The 13,214-nt window shown below is 30.6% G+C and carries 17 protein-coding genes and 7 tRNA genes; 20 read left to right on the forward strand and 4 right to left on the reverse strand.

Going from position 1 to position 13,214, the window contains the following annotated elements; translation table 11 throughout:
- Positions 1–48: 48 nt before the first annotated feature.
- A complete protein-coding gene (locus AANAER_RS01515) occupies positions 49–372 on the reverse strand; it encodes a hypothetical protein (RefSeq protein WP_044416548.1) in 324 nt (107 codons plus the stop codon).
- A gap of 66 nt (positions 373–438) precedes the next feature.
- Here AANAER_RS01515 and AANAER_RS01520 point away from each other — a divergent pair, with 66 nt between their 5' ends.
- The 12 genes from AANAER_RS01520 (at position 439) to AANAER_RS01575 (ending at position 9,626) form a co-directional block, all read left to right on the forward strand.
- On the forward strand, positions 439–1,791 hold the full coding sequence (locus AANAER_RS01520) for an NFACT RNA binding domain-containing protein (protein ID WP_228711130.1): 1,353 nt from the start codon (positions 439–441) through the stop codon (positions 1,789–1,791).
- Positions 1,792–1,871: 80 nt separating this feature from the next.
- The gene (locus AANAER_RS01525) at positions 1,872–2,648 is read left to right on the forward strand and encodes a complement resistance protein TraT (protein WP_044416545.1); all 777 of its coding nucleotides are present in this window, start codon (positions 1,872–1,874) and stop codon (positions 2,646–2,648) included.
- 63 nt (positions 2,649–2,711) lie between these two features.
- Positions 2,712–3,470 (forward strand): phosphatidate cytidylyltransferase, encoded by a 759-nt coding sequence (locus AANAER_RS01530; RefSeq protein WP_129081475.1) that lies wholly within the window; start codon positions 2,712–2,714, stop codon positions 3,468–3,470.
- Positions 3,467–4,534, forward strand: a complete 1,068-nt coding sequence (dxr, locus tag AANAER_RS01535; protein ID WP_129081476.1) for a 1-deoxy-D-xylulose-5-phosphate reductoisomerase — start codon at positions 3,467–3,469, stop codon at positions 4,532–4,534. Before AANAER_RS01530 ends, dxr begins: the two co-directional genes overlap by 4 nt.
- On the forward strand, positions 4,524–4,802 hold the full coding sequence (locus tag AANAER_RS01540; RefSeq protein ID WP_129081477.1) for a hypothetical protein: 279 nt from the start codon (positions 4,524–4,526) through the stop codon (positions 4,800–4,802). The genes dxr and AANAER_RS01540 overlap by 11 nt, the downstream gene beginning before the upstream one ends.
- On the forward strand, positions 4,802–5,233 hold the full coding sequence (locus AANAER_RS01545; RefSeq protein WP_044416539.1) for an Lcl C-terminal domain-containing protein: 432 nt from the start codon (positions 4,802–4,804) through the stop codon (positions 5,231–5,233). Before AANAER_RS01540 ends, AANAER_RS01545 begins: the two co-directional genes overlap by 1 nt.
- A gap of 9 nt (positions 5,234–5,242) precedes the next feature.
- Complete coding sequence (locus tag AANAER_RS01550) at positions 5,243–5,800, forward strand: RBBP9/YdeN family alpha/beta hydrolase (protein WP_044416538.1); 558 nt, start codon at positions 5,243–5,245, stop codon at positions 5,798–5,800.
- Positions 5,797–6,792, forward strand: coding sequence for a tRNA (adenosine(37)-N6)-threonylcarbamoyltransferase complex transferase subunit TsaD (gene tsaD / locus AANAER_RS01555; RefSeq protein ID WP_129081478.1), 996 nt, complete (start codon positions 5,797–5,799; stop codon positions 6,790–6,792). The genes AANAER_RS01550 and tsaD overlap by 4 nt, the downstream gene beginning before the upstream one ends.
- The gene (locus AANAER_RS01560) at positions 6,792–7,118 is read left to right on the forward strand and encodes an SUI1 family translation initiation factor (RefSeq protein WP_129081479.1); all 327 of its coding nucleotides are present in this window, start codon (positions 6,792–6,794) and stop codon (positions 7,116–7,118) included. Before tsaD ends, AANAER_RS01560 begins: the two co-directional genes overlap by 1 nt.
- A 9-nt stretch (positions 7,119–7,127) precedes the next feature.
- Positions 7,128–8,513 (forward strand): NAD(P)H-hydrate dehydratase, encoded by a 1,386-nt coding sequence (locus AANAER_RS01565; protein WP_129081480.1) that lies wholly within the window; start codon positions 7,128–7,130, stop codon positions 8,511–8,513.
- Entirely contained in the window at positions 8,510–8,824 is a 315-nt protein-coding gene (gene cutA, locus AANAER_RS01570) for a divalent-cation tolerance protein CutA (protein WP_129081481.1), read from the forward strand. The genes AANAER_RS01565 and cutA overlap by 4 nt, the downstream gene beginning before the upstream one ends.
- 22 nt (positions 8,825–8,846) lie before the next feature.
- Entirely contained in the window at positions 8,847–9,626 is a 780-nt protein-coding gene (locus AANAER_RS01575) for a thiazole synthase (RefSeq protein ID WP_129081482.1), read from the forward strand.
- 13 nt (positions 9,627–9,639) lie between these two features.
- On the opposite strand, the gene AANAER_RS01580 is transcribed toward AANAER_RS01575, so the two are convergent.
- The 3 genes from AANAER_RS01580 to AANAER_RS01590 are packed head-to-tail and all read right to left on the reverse strand — an operon-like array spanning position 9,640 to position 11,492.
- Positions 9,640–9,945: an AzlD domain-containing protein gene (locus tag AANAER_RS01580; protein ID WP_129081483.1), complete on the reverse strand. Its 306-nt coding sequence runs from the start codon at positions 9,943–9,945 to the stop codon at positions 9,640–9,642.
- Positions 9,938–10,621, reverse strand: a complete 684-nt coding sequence (locus AANAER_RS01585) for an AzlC family ABC transporter permease (RefSeq protein WP_129081484.1) — start codon at positions 10,619–10,621, stop codon at positions 9,938–9,940. The genes AANAER_RS01580 and AANAER_RS01585 overlap by 8 nt, the downstream gene beginning before the upstream one ends.
- Positions 10,622–10,667: 46 nt before the next feature.
- Complete coding sequence (locus tag AANAER_RS01590) at positions 10,668–11,492, reverse strand: AraC family transcriptional regulator (RefSeq protein WP_129081485.1); 825 nt, start codon at positions 11,490–11,492, stop codon at positions 10,668–10,670.
- Between the two features lie 157 nt (positions 11,493–11,649).
- Here AANAER_RS01590 and AANAER_RS01595 point away from each other — a divergent pair.
- The 8 genes from AANAER_RS01595 (at position 11,650) to AANAER_RS01630 (ending at position 13,161) form a co-directional block, all read left to right on the forward strand.
- Positions 11,650–11,727, forward strand: a tRNA-Pro gene (locus tag AANAER_RS01595).
- A gap of 8 nt (positions 11,728–11,735) precedes the next feature.
- Positions 11,736–11,812, forward strand: a tRNA-His gene (locus AANAER_RS01600).
- Between the two features lie 15 nt (positions 11,813–11,827).
- Positions 11,828–11,904: transfer RNA gene (locus AANAER_RS01605), tRNA-Arg, on the forward strand.
- Between the two features lie 56 nt (positions 11,905–11,960).
- Positions 11,961–12,045 (forward strand) — tRNA-Leu (locus tag AANAER_RS01610).
- 41 nt (positions 12,046–12,086) lie between these two features.
- A tRNA-Met gene (locus AANAER_RS01615) sits at positions 12,087–12,163 on the forward strand.
- Positions 12,164–12,261: 98 nt separating this feature from the next.
- A tRNA-Gly gene (locus tag AANAER_RS01620) sits at positions 12,262–12,338 on the forward strand.
- Between the two features lie 13 nt (positions 12,339–12,351).
- Positions 12,352–12,426, forward strand: a tRNA-Gln gene (locus AANAER_RS01625).
- A 138-nt stretch (positions 12,427–12,564) separates the two neighbouring features.
- Positions 12,565–13,161 carry a TetR/AcrR family transcriptional regulator gene (locus tag AANAER_RS01630; protein ID WP_129081486.1) on the forward strand — a complete coding sequence of 199 codons (597 nt, stop codon included), beginning with the start codon at positions 12,565–12,567 and terminating at the stop codon, positions 13,159–13,161.
- Positions 13,162–13,214: the final 53 nt, after the last annotated feature.

Here is a 13,214-nt window from a genome sequence, read left to right on the forward strand (position 1 = left end):
GATTAACTTATTTTCCCCTTTTTTGCTGTTATTATTAAAACTAATAGATTAACAAGATGGTACGTTTCCTGAATCATTTGCATATTCATATGAGAAATCATAGATATGAGGAAGCCATTTATCTTTAATGTCACTCTCTTTTACATTTGGACAAATTTTCATTAATTCTTCTTTGAATTTACCGTTTGCGTTAATTTCTTCCCATTCTGCTTGAGAATGTTTTGCAGCAAATTTAGCACCATTGAAACCACAAGCTTTTTTAAACTTCTTAATAAACAGTTTTTGACCCTTTACAGCGTCTGCTGAAGCTGTTGTTGAAGCAACTCCAAGAATTAGCATACTTGCTAATACGATTTTTAATAATTTACTCATTATTTATCTCCTAATAAAAATTCTGCTACAATTATATCAAATGAAAATAAAAAATATCTTATAAAAATGATAAGAAAAAGTGAATTTTGTATGAAATATTATCTCTTAAAAGCCATTGTGACATATTTGTGTCAGAATACCCGTAAAATCAAGTTTATAAAAAGAATATCGAACAATACTATTATAATTGAATTTAATAATAAAGAGTTTACATACTTTGATATGACAAAAGGCAAAAGTCTTATATATAAAAGAAAAGAATCTTTAAAAGCAAAAAAAGATTTTAATGCTCCTTTTGACGTGATTTTACAAAAAAGGTTTAATAATTCAATTATTGAAAACATTGAGTTATATAATAATGACAAAGTAATAAATATAAAAGTGAACTCTTCTTCGTCTTATAAAAAGCTAACGACTATTCTACAACTAGAGTTTACGGGTAAACATACCAATATAATTATCTTAGATGAGAACAGAGTCGTATTAGAAGCTCTTAGACATATTGACGAGTTTGCATCAAGCAGAGTTGTTAAAGTAGGAACAAAACTTGAAGAGATTCCCAAAGTAGATATTGTTTTTAAAGAGCAGGAAGTAGAAAATATTGAAGAAAAACTTTATGCAATTTATGAAGAGTTGGAAAAGAAAAACTTAGAAAACTATAGAAAACAGAAAATTACGCAAATTTCAAAAAAGTTAAAAAAGCTGGAAAAAATAGTAAAAACTTTACCTTTAAAAGAGAACTTAGAAAAAGAGTCACAAGAGTTATATAACAACGGTAATCTTATCTTAAATAACTTATATAAAATAAAGCCGTATCAAAAAAGCTTGCTTACAGATGATTTTTCAGGAAACGAAGTTGAAATAATTCTTGATAATAAAATACCTGCATCAAGATATGCAAATGAACTTTTCAAAAAAGCAAAAAGACTAAAACAAAAAGCAAACAATATAAAAATAGAAAAAGGAAATCTAGAAGAGAAAATAGATTTTCTAAATAGAATGATAAATAATCTTCAAAAAGCAGTCTCAATAGATGAAATGGAGTTTTTAGTTCCTAAAAAACAAAAAAATCAAACAAAAACTAAAAAAAGCCAACATTTTGAAAGTTTCTTCTTTGAAGGTTATAAGATAATGCTAGGAACCAGCGAGAGAGAAAATATTTTCCTTTTGCATAATGCAAAAGCGAGTGATTTTTGGTTTCATCTAAAAGACAGACCCTCTTCTCATGTAATAGTGCAAAACAGCAAAAAAACATTGCCTGAAAGCGTAATCATAAAAGCAGCAACAATTTGTGCCCAATTTTCAACTGATTTTTCAGGCACTTATGAAGTAGACTATACCCAAAGAAGAAACGTAAAAATACAAAACGGAGCAAATGTCCTTTATAATCCTTATACGACAATAAATATAAAAATATAAATAATAATTAATTTTATAAATATGATAAAAGTTAAGAGTGCTTTTGATAAAATAATTTAAGTATTTTTTTAGGAGAAAGAATGAATAAAATAAAAAGTATTGGATTAAGCGTAGCCGTTGCGGCATTATTTTTTTCGGGATGTGCAACAACAGAATTACAAACTAATGCGAAAATGACACAAAGTATTTTTGTAAATCCGGTAGCTAAAAATAAAAGAATAATTTTTGTATCAAGTAGAAATACAAGCGGCAAAAATATAAATTTAGAGAGTTCGATTTTATCTCAATTAAAAGCAAAAGGATACAAAATTGTTGATGATCCTGAACAAGCAACATATATCTTAATGCTGAATGTTTTATATTGTGATAAAAAACAAGAAAGTAATGCTGCAGGAGGAGCTCTAGCAGCAGGTGCAGCAGGAGCAGGTGTTGCAGGATATAATACAAGAAGTGCGGGAAGTACTATTGGAGTCGGTTTAGGAACAGCCTTAATTGGTGGACTTATATCAAAAGCTTTGGAAGATACCATTTATCAAATGCAAGTAGATATACTTATTAGAGAAAAAGCAAAAGGCAAAGTGTATACTTCTACAGGAAACTTAAGTGGACAAGCAAATGTGAATGATTCGACAAAAGCAGGATTTTTAAACGGTTTTGGAGGTTCTGTAAGAAATACAAATGCGACAGGACAATTAAATTCAAATATGGCTAATAGCTCTGCTCAACATTACGAAACAAACTATATTGAACATAGAACAATGTTATTTGCTGAAGCAACAAAAATGGATTTAACTTTAGAAGAAGCAACGCCTATTTTAGAAAAACAAATTTCAAGTCAAATTACGGGATTATTCTAAAAATTTAATCAAAAGCCAAACTTTAGTATAATCTTAATTCACAATAAATAATTTAGGTTTAAAATGAAAGATATTATAAAATCGAGTTCTACAAGGATAAAAACAGGTATTGCTTTATTAATTGCTATTTTAATAATAGGATTTATTGATTCTTTTTTTATTATGTGGCTTCTGTTTGGAGGATTACTTGTAATCTCAATAAATGAATCTCAAAAGCTTTATGATATGAAAGTTGATTCAATATATTTTTATGTGGGAATAATTTGGTTTATTGCATATTTTTATCCTTATGCTGAGGATTTAGTTTTTGTTGCTGCGATTGTTTTTGCTTCAATTTTAGCTTATAGTAAAAATTTGGATAAAAAAATATTTTTACCTCTTATGTATCCTACAGCCTCTTTTTTGTTTTTATTAACTTTATACTATGAATACGGTGTTATGTCTTTACTTTGGCTTTTGGTAATAGTAGCTGGAGCTGATGTCGGAGCATATTTCGTAGGTAAAAGTATAGGTAAAACAAAATTCTGTGAAACAAGTCCTAATAAGACAGTTGAAGGTGTTTTAGGAGGTCTTGTGGTTGCAACTATTTTAGGTATTATTTTTGCTATTGACAATATCTCACTTCTTGGTGCAATCATAATCTCTTTAGTAGTTGCTTTAGCTTCTGTTTTCGGTGATCTTTTTGAAAGTTATTTAAAAAGAGAAGCAGGAGTAAAAGACAGCGGAGATATTCTTCCAGGACACGGAGGAATATTAGATAGAACAGACGGATATTTGTTTGGAGGCGTAATGATGTTGGTGATTTTGAGAGCTGTATTGTGATTGTTTTAGGCAGTACAGGTTCAATTGGCGTAAATACATTAAATATAGCAAGAAAATTTAACTTAAATATAGAGGCACTTGTTGCCGGAACAAATATTGAACTTTTAAATAAGCAAATAAAAGAGTTTAATCCCAAAAAAGTCGTAATAGCAAATCAAAAAGATATTTCAAGGGTAAATCATTCAAATGTCGGTTTTGGCGAAAAAGATATTTTAGAACTTATAGAAAATAGTGAATCAAAAACCGTAGTAAATGCTCTTGTAGGATTTTTAGGTCTTAGACCGACTCTTAAAGCAATAGAGTGTAAGAAAAAAATTGCTTTGGCAAATAAAGAGTCTTTGGTTGTTGCAGGAAAATTTATAGACCAAAGTAGATTAAGCCCGATTGATTCCGAACATTTTGGACTTTGGTACCTTCTTCAAAATAAAAAAATCTCTTCTATGACAATAACGGCAAGCGGAGGATCTTTTAGAGATTATCCTTTAGAAAAGCTTTCTTGTGTTTCAGTTAAAGAGGCACTTAACCATCCTAACTGGTCAATGGGGAATAAAATCACGATTGACAGTGCAACTATGACAAATAAAATGTTTGAATTAATAGAAGCAGCGTGGCTTTTTAATACAAGAAAAGTTGATGCAATAATAGAAACAAAATCTTTGATTCATGCTTTTGTAAATTTTGAAGACGGAAGTACTACGGCTCATATTGCAAATGCTTCAATGCAGCTTCCAATAGCCTATGCAATCTTAGAAAAATGCAATGAGCAGATATTAAAACCCGTAAATCTCTTAGAAGTCGGAAATCTAGAGTTTAAAGAAATAGAAACAAACAGATATCCTATTTGGGAGATAAAAGATGAGGTTTTAAACAATCTTGATTTAGGGCTTATCTTAAATGCTGCAAATGAAGTTGCTGTTTCAAAATTTTTAAAAGGTCAAATAGGATTTTTAGATATTTCAAAAATTACTTTAAAAGCTTTAAATAAATTTAATGCTCTTAAAGCTAACTCTATAGAAGAGATTTTTGAAATAGATAAAGAGGTGAGAAACTATTGTGACTCTTGATTTACTAATTCCGTTTATAATATTAATCGTACTTGTTGTATATCTGATTTATACACGAAATAGATTTGAAAAGAAGATTGTTAATATTTATGAAGATAAGTTTGAGCAATGGAAAAAGAGTAGTTCAAACAGTAATGAAGATAAAAAAGAGTGTAAGGAACTTGTTGGATTAATTTATAAAGAAGGGTATAATATAACAATTGAACTTTTAGATAAAAGTGTATCATCTACGATACAACGGGGAAAGTTTAAAATAAAGGATAGATGATGAGATATTTATTCATCTTTTTTTTACTAATTAATTTTTGTTTTTCTGCTAATTTGCAAAGGAATGACTCTTTAGGAGTTGTAGTCGATAAGGAAAATAGATTAATGTGGGTAGATGAGGTTTCAATTTTGAAACAAAAAATGACTCACCAAGATGCAACAGACTTTTGTGAAGAGCTTCAATTTGCAGGTTATAGTAATTGGCGTGTTCCTGAAATAGAAGAGTATGAGCTAATTGTCGATAAAACAAATGAAAGAAGTTATATAAACAGAGCTTTTAAATATAATAAAAAAGATGGTTTCTGGGCAAGAAAAGCTCATTGGAGAACTTTATGGTTTTATGCCGATTATATGTACTTCGTAAGTGGAACACCTTATTATGACAGCAGACACAAACTAAAATATGTAAGATGCGTAAGAGATTTAGATTAAGAGGATAATATGAGAGAAAAAAGAGTTTTGATTTTACACGGTTTAGGTGGAAGTGATTATCCCCATTGGCAGGCTCATCTGGCAATAGATTTAATAAAACAGAATACGCCTGTATCTTTTCCTGCTTTACCAAATAGAGATAAGCCTAAGCTAAAAGAGTGGAAAGAGTTTATTAAAAAAGAGATTGAACACTTTAAACCGACTATTGTAGTTTGCCACTCTTTGGCAAATATTGTTTGGTTTCATATTTGCGAAGAGTTAGATATAAAACTTGATAAACTTATGCTTGTAGCACCTGTTAGAATGAATTGTGATATAAAAGAGATAAAAGAGTTTTTCCCTTATCCTTTGCCAAAAAGTTTAAAATCCAAAGAGGTTATAATGGCAAGTTCAACAAATGATCCTTATATAAACGTTGAAGAGGCTATAAGGTTGCAAAGTAAGTTAGGAATAGGAATGAAACTTTTAGAAGAAGCAGGGCATATTAATGCTGCTTCTGGATACGGAAAATTAGATTGTGCTTTGGATTGGATAAATCAAGAACAAGAGTGTGAGGAAAATCATTGATTTTAAGTATAGAATCTAGTTGTGATGATAGTTCAATCGCAATAACCGAAATTGAAACAAAAAAATTAATTTTTCATAAAAAAATATCTCAGGAACTGCAACACTCAATATACGGAGGTGTTGTACCTGAACTTGCCGCAAGACTACATGTTGAAGCCCTTCCTAAAATACTTGAAGAGTGTAAAGAGTATTTTCCTAAATTAAAAGCAATAGCTGTTACAAATGCTCCGGGACTCTCTGTAACTCTTATGGAAGGTGTTACTATGGCAAAAGCTTTAAGTATAAGTTTGAATCTGCCTTTAATAGCCGTAAATCACCTAAAAGGTCATATTTTTTCGCTTTTTATTGAAAAAGAGGAGATCTTTCCTACAACTATTCTTTTAGTTTCAGGCGGTCACACTCAAATAATAGAAGCCAACTCTTTTGATAATATGAAAATTCTTGCAACAACTATAGATGACAGTTTCGGAGAGAGTTTTGATAAAGTAGCAAAAATGCTGGGTTTAGGATATCCAGGCGGTCCTATCGTTCAAGAAAAAGGTTTAAAAGGCGATGAAAACAGATTTGATTTTCCCGTACCTTTAAGACAAAGTCCCAATATCGAGTTTAGTTATTCAGGACTTAAAAATGCAGTTAGAATACAAATTGAAAAACTTGAGAAAGAGGAAATATCAGAACAAGATATTTGCGATATCTGTGCCTCTTTTGAAAAAACGGCAGTTGCCCATATTATGCAAAAGGTGAAAAAACTTTTTAAAACAAAAAGTTCTAAACATTTTGCAATAGTTGGAGGTGCCAGCGCAAATATAAGATTAAGAAGTGCAATAGAAGAGTTTTGTAAAACAAAAGAAATGACTCTGTTTTTAAGTGAACTTAAATATTGCAGCGATAATGCAGCTATGATAGGAAGAGTTGCTTTAGAACAATATAAAGCAAAAGATTTTACGACGGCAAAAGATATTGATGTAAAGACTAGATTAAAGGAGTTTTGATGATATTTGAAATGGGTGCAAAACTTGACGGAGATGTTTTTGATACTTCAAAAGAGGATAAAAAAAAGAAAAAAATTTCAAATGAAATAATACCTAAAAATCAACATCAGCTTGTTTTTACTTTTGAAAAAAGAAAAGGCAAGCCTGTAACTTTACTTGGACGATTTTATCTTGAAGAGAAAGAAAAAAAAGAGGTTTTAAAACTTCTTAAAAAAAAGCTAGCCTGCGGTGGAGCCATAAAAGAAGAGTGGATAGAACTTCAAGGAGAAGTAAAAGAAAAAATCAAAATTATCCTTGAAAAAGAGGGTTGGAAGTTTAAAAAATAAGGAAGAGTCATGCAAAATATCTATTATGAAGTTGGAAGTTTAGATAAAAGGTGCTATGAACAGTTTGCATTAAGTGAAGATTTGTTGATGGAACATGCAGCTTTAGCCTTAGAAAAAGAGATTACGAAAACTTTTGATAAAAACAGTTCCGTTTTAATCGTTTCAGGAATGGGGAACAACGGTGCAGACGGTATTGCTCTTGCAAGATTGCTTTATAAAACTTATGATGTGAAACTTTATATACCTTTTGAATTAAAATCTCCTATGGCAAAACTCCAACTAAAAAGGGCACAGCTTTTAGGAGTAAATCTTATAAATGAACTTCAAGAGTGTGACATTGTAGTTGACTCTCTTTTTGGAAGCGGATTAAAAAGAGATTTAAATGAAGCTTCACAAAAAATAATTGAAACGTTAAACTCTTATAACTCTTATAAAATAGCTTGTGATATTCCGACAGGTATTGATTTTAAAGGAGATATTTCAACTCTTGCTTTTTTTGCAGATGTAACTGTTACAATGGGAGCTTTGAAAACTTCACTTTTTACTGATACTGCAAAAGATTATGTAGGTGAAATAGTTGTTGCCAATTTAGGAGTTCAAAGAGAGGTTTATGAAACAAAAACAGATCTTTTTTTACTTGAAAAAGAGGATTTAAAACTTCCCTTAAGAGATAAAAAAAATGCACATAAAGGAACTTTCGGACACTTAAATGTGGTAATCGGCAGTAAAAAAGGAGCGGGAGTAATTGCGGCAAAAGCAGCTTTTGGTTTTGGCGCCGGACTTGTTAGTGTTATTTGTCATGAGTGTGTAGATCTGCCTTATCATATTATGCAAACTCACAATTTAAGTGAAAACTGCACTGCCATTGCTCTTGGAATGGGGCTTGGCATATATGATGAAAAAGAGATTGAAAATATTTTACAATCAAAGCTTCCGACTATAATAGATGCAGATCTTTTTTATGAAGATATTATTAAAATCGCTTTACAAAAAGAGGTTGTTTTAACCCCTCATCCAAAAGAGTTTTGTGCTTTATTAAACGTGTGCGAGCTAGCAGATATAAAAGTTAAAGAACTTCAAAAAAACAGATTTAAGTATGTAGAGATGTTTTGCAAAAAATATCCTAAAGTAGTTCTTCTTTTAAAAGGAGCAAATGTATTAATTGCCCAAAATGAAAAAATATTCGTAAACACCTTTGGAAGTGCAGTCTTAAGCAAAGGTGGAAGCGGAGATGTATTAGGAGGTTTGGTAGGTTCTTTATTGGCTCAAGGGTATAAACCTCTTGATGCGGCAATTAGTGCAAGTTTGGCACATGCAATAGCTGCAAGTAATTATAAAAAAAATAATTACTCTTTAATCCCTTCTGATTTAGTTGAAGAGGTTAAAAGATTATGAAAACAATAGTTATTCAGACAACTTGTGCAAATAAAAAAGAGGCAGAAAGTATTGCCAAACTTTTAATAGAACAAAATCTTGCAGCATGCGTACAAATGTCAGATATTGAATCTTTTTATAAATGGAAAGATGAGTTTTGTAACGATAAAGAGGTGCTTTTAAGTATAAAAACTAAAAAAGAAAATTTCAAAAATATTAAAAGCAAAATTAAAGAATTACATAGCTATGATGTGCCCGAAATAATAGCTGTAAATATTGATAAACTAAGTAAAGATTATAAAAAATTTATAGCTAAAACTTGTAAATCATAGTGAATCAAAATTGGAGGAAAAAATGAGTGATATCCTAAAAATAGGAGAGTATGAGTTTAATAGTAGATTAATAGTAGGTTCCGGAAAATACAAAGATTTTCAAACTACAAAAGATGCAACATTAGCTTCAGGTTCTGAACTAATCACAGTTGCAATAAGAAGAGTAAATATTACGAATCCAAATGAAGAGAATTTATTAGATTATTTTAAAGATACAAATGTAAAACTTCTTCCAAATAGTGCAGGGTGTTTTACAGCAGAAGAAGCAATTACCACTTTTAGACTTATGAAAGAGGCAACAGGAATTAATTTAATTAAGTTAGAAGTTATAGGGGATGCCAAAAAAACTCTATATCCTGATGTAATTGAGACGATCAAAGCTTGTGAAATCTTGAAAAAAGACGGTTTTACTATTATGGCTTATACAAACGACGATCCAATTATTGCAAAAAGATTGGAAGATGCGGGAGCTGATGCCGTTATGCCTTTAGCTGCTCCTATTGGAAGCGGACTTGGTATACAAAACAGATATAATATAGCTTTTATTAAAGATGCGGTTAAAGTTCCTGTTGTCGTTGATGCAGGTGTTGGGTGTGCAAGTGATGCTGCAATTGCAATGGAACTTGGAGCCGATGCAGTTTTAACAAATACGGCAATAGCCGGGGCTAAAGATCCAATATCTATGGCTGAAGCTATGAAATATGCTGTAAAAGCAGGAAGAATAGGATATAAAGCAGGAAGAATAGCTAAAAAACCTTATGCTACGGCATCTTCTCCTGTTGATGGATTGATTCAATTTTAATTTATAGTCTCCTTTAAAAAAGGAGACTGTTTTTGCTTAGATAGATTATAAAAACACCTATACTCATAGATAAAAAAATATTTTTTGTTTTCATCATTACCATAATAACGACTAAAGAAGCCAAAATTCCTACAACTCCCTCTTTTACGACAGGTGGAACAATAAGAGCGATTAAAAGTGTAGATGGAATTGATTCTAAAATAGAATCTACATATTTATACTTTTTTAGTCTATTTGATAATAAAAGTCCGCTGATTCTTAAAAAATAAGTCCCAAGGGCAACAAAAAGAATAATTATTATGATATTTTGACTACTCATTGCTTTCCTTTTTTTTGACAAATAACAAAGATAAAAGAGAACCTAAAACAGCAGAGATTAAGATATATACAGGATTATTTAGAAGATAATCCAAAGATATTGCAATTATAGCAGTTATCAAAAAAGTGTAAAAATCATTTTTTGATTTATACATAGTAGTTAAAATAGCTATAAATACTGCATAAAAAGCAAAATCCAAGCCGTATTTTTGTGGATCAAGGATAAATTGCCCGGAAAAATACCCTATTGAAGTTCCCAAAAGCCAAGATGAAAAAATACACAATCCTCCTCCTAAAAGAAAGTAAACATCTATATCTTTCTCTCTGTTTTTCATTGTAATAGCCCATGATTCATCTGTTACAAAATGCATAATAAGTAGTTTTTCTTTTAGTGTTCTATTAAAAAAAAGAGTATTTAATGTTGTTCCTATTAAAAAATATCTCAAATTTATAAGAACTGCCGTACCTATTATAGTTGCTATTCCAAATGAACTTGAAATCATATCAGCGATAACAAATTGTGAAGAACCTGCAAATATAAAAATATTCATAAGCATAAGTTCTAAATAATCTATACTTTTGGTATTGCACGTTATCCCTAGTATCGCACCGTAACTAAAAACACTCAAACTTATAGGCAAGTTTGATAAAAAACCGTTTTTCATATTATTTTTCATTTTAAAATTCTATATTAATATAAAAAATGTGCATAGTATAATATTGCTAAAGAAAAAAACTTTTATATTTTCCCGGAGTCATACCTGTTAATTGTTTAAATTTTCTATTTAAATGACTTTGGTCTGTGAAGCCGCATAAATAAGCAGTTTGTGAGATATCCCAACCGTTTCTTAAAAAGTGTTTTGCTTTTTCAACTCTTCTTATCATTAAATAAGTGTGAGGTGATACAAAAGTGTGTTTTTTAAAAAGTCTGAGAAAATGGTATTTTGAAATATTAAACTCTTTTGATAAATCATCTAAAGTAAAATCATTTTCATAATTGTCATTTATAAACTCTTTTGCTTTTTTTATCAAATCGTAATGGGAGGGCAGTGTTGTAATATTTGTTGCTTTTGTATTTATCTGTAATATAACATTTAATGTTTCAATAAGTTCACTTTCCCATGACAATTCCATAAAAGAGCTGTTATATTTCATCAAAAAGTATAATTTTCTATAAATAAAGTCGTTTGAAAATGCAAAATTTTTAAAAGGAAGAAGAGATTTGTTAAAATTATCTTTTAATATACTCTTAATAGAATCAGGAGAGAGATATAAAGAGTGGTGTTTGTATCCCTCTTTAGATAATACACCGCATGAGTGAACTTCATCGGGATTTATGGTTATAATAGATGATTTGTCGAATTCATGATTAAATCCTTTTAAGAATGCACCCATGTGTCCTTTTTCTATAAGACTGATTGTATACTCATCATGTATATGCTTTTCAAATGTAAAGTTATTATAATCACCTTCATATATAAAGATCTCTTTATTTTTATTAGGTTTTAAAAACTTTGCATTGTGGGTCAATTTTGATATACTATTCATAATCTTTATTATATCAATAAAGTTGATTTTTGTCTTGTATGAGATTGCTAAAAAAATAAATTTTAAAATTTCCATCTTTTTTTATAAAAAGGTCTTGACAATATTAAAAAAACATAGTATAATTCCGTCCACTTTTTGAAAGAATTGTTGATGTTTTCGGGGCGTAGCGCAGTCTGGTTAGCGCACCTGGTTTGGGACCAGGGGGCCGGAGGTTCGAATCCTCTCGCCCCGACCATTCATATGGTGGGTATAGCTCAGCTGGTTAGAGCATCGGGTTGTGGTTCCGAGGGCCGTGGGTTCGAATCCCATTACCCACCCCATTTTTTCAAATAGATGCGTCTGTAGCTCAGCTGGATAGAGCACACGCCTTCTAAGCGTGCGGTCACAGGTTCGAATCCTGTCAGGCGTACCACTTTAAGATTTTAGTTGAATGCCAACTGAATCTTTTTTTTTGTTTTTTAACTTATCGCGGATGTGGTGAAATTGGTAGACACGCCAGACTTAGGATCTGGTGCCTCACGGTGTGGAGGTTCGAGTCCTCTCATCCGCACCACTTAAAATCGAATATATTATGCTGTTAAAGTTTATGTATGACGCGGAATAGAGCAGTTCGGTAGCTCGTCGGGCTCATAACCCGAAGGTCGTTGGTTCAAATCCAGCTTCCGCAACCAAAATATAATTCTATTTTAAGTATACAAAAATTTAGGAAATTATAAGAAATAATTTCATATAATTTTTTTCTCAAAAGATTAATCTAATCTTTATTATTGCGGGAATAGCTCAGTTGGCTAGAGCCTCTGCCTTCCAAGCAGATTGTCGCGAGTTCGAGTCTCGTTTCCCGCTCCACCGTTTATTTTATTGGGGTATCGCCAAGTGGTAAGGCAACGGTTTTTGGTATCGTCATTCGCAGGTTCGAATCCTGCTACCCCATCCACTTCTTAAAAGCTTTTCATTAAAATAAATTCAAAATAATTTTTAATTTTTTATATTAAGATTCTATTAATAATATTAGAGTAAAATTCATTTCCAATAAATGACCGACGGTCATTCATTTTTAAGTTTAGGATTTTAATTGGCAATTATAGTTGATAAAACACAAAAAAGAAAAGATATTGCATTAGCTTGTAAAGATGCTTTGATAAACGACGGGATACATAATGTATCAATTTCTAAATTGACAAAAGCAGCAGGTATCAGTAAAGGTAGCTTTTATGACTATTTTGAAAATAAAAATGATTTGATTTTCGAAATTATCAATATCTCTTTATCCAAACACAATGAGTTAAAACAAAATAAATTAAACAGTGTTGAAACTACAAGAGAGAAAGCAAAAGTTTTTTTGCAAATTTTCTATGATGAAGATGATGAAGAGTTAAAAAACCTATATAAAGAGTTTTTATCTATATCTTTGTCAAATCCTACAAAAGATATTTTGGACTATCATAAAAATAGAAATGATGAGTATTTTGAATGGTTTGTATCGATTTTTAACGATGGAATTAAAAAAGGTGAGTTAAAACCCGAAGCATTGAATCTCGTTAAAGGTTTGTTTATTTTAGGGAACGGGTTATTCCTTTCCGGATTAACTTGTAATTTCCATAAAAACGACAGCAATATGGAGGAAGTTAATGAGTTTATTGATGTAATTTTCAATTTTGTAGAAGTTTAAAATTTGTAACTGTAAATTGAATAATTTATTATAGAATATATAAAGAACAAAAA

It is taken from the genome of Halarcobacter anaerophilus (assembly GCF_006459125.1).
Classification (GTDB): Bacteria; Campylobacterota; Campylobacteria; order Campylobacterales; family Arcobacteraceae; genus Halarcobacter; species Halarcobacter anaerophilus.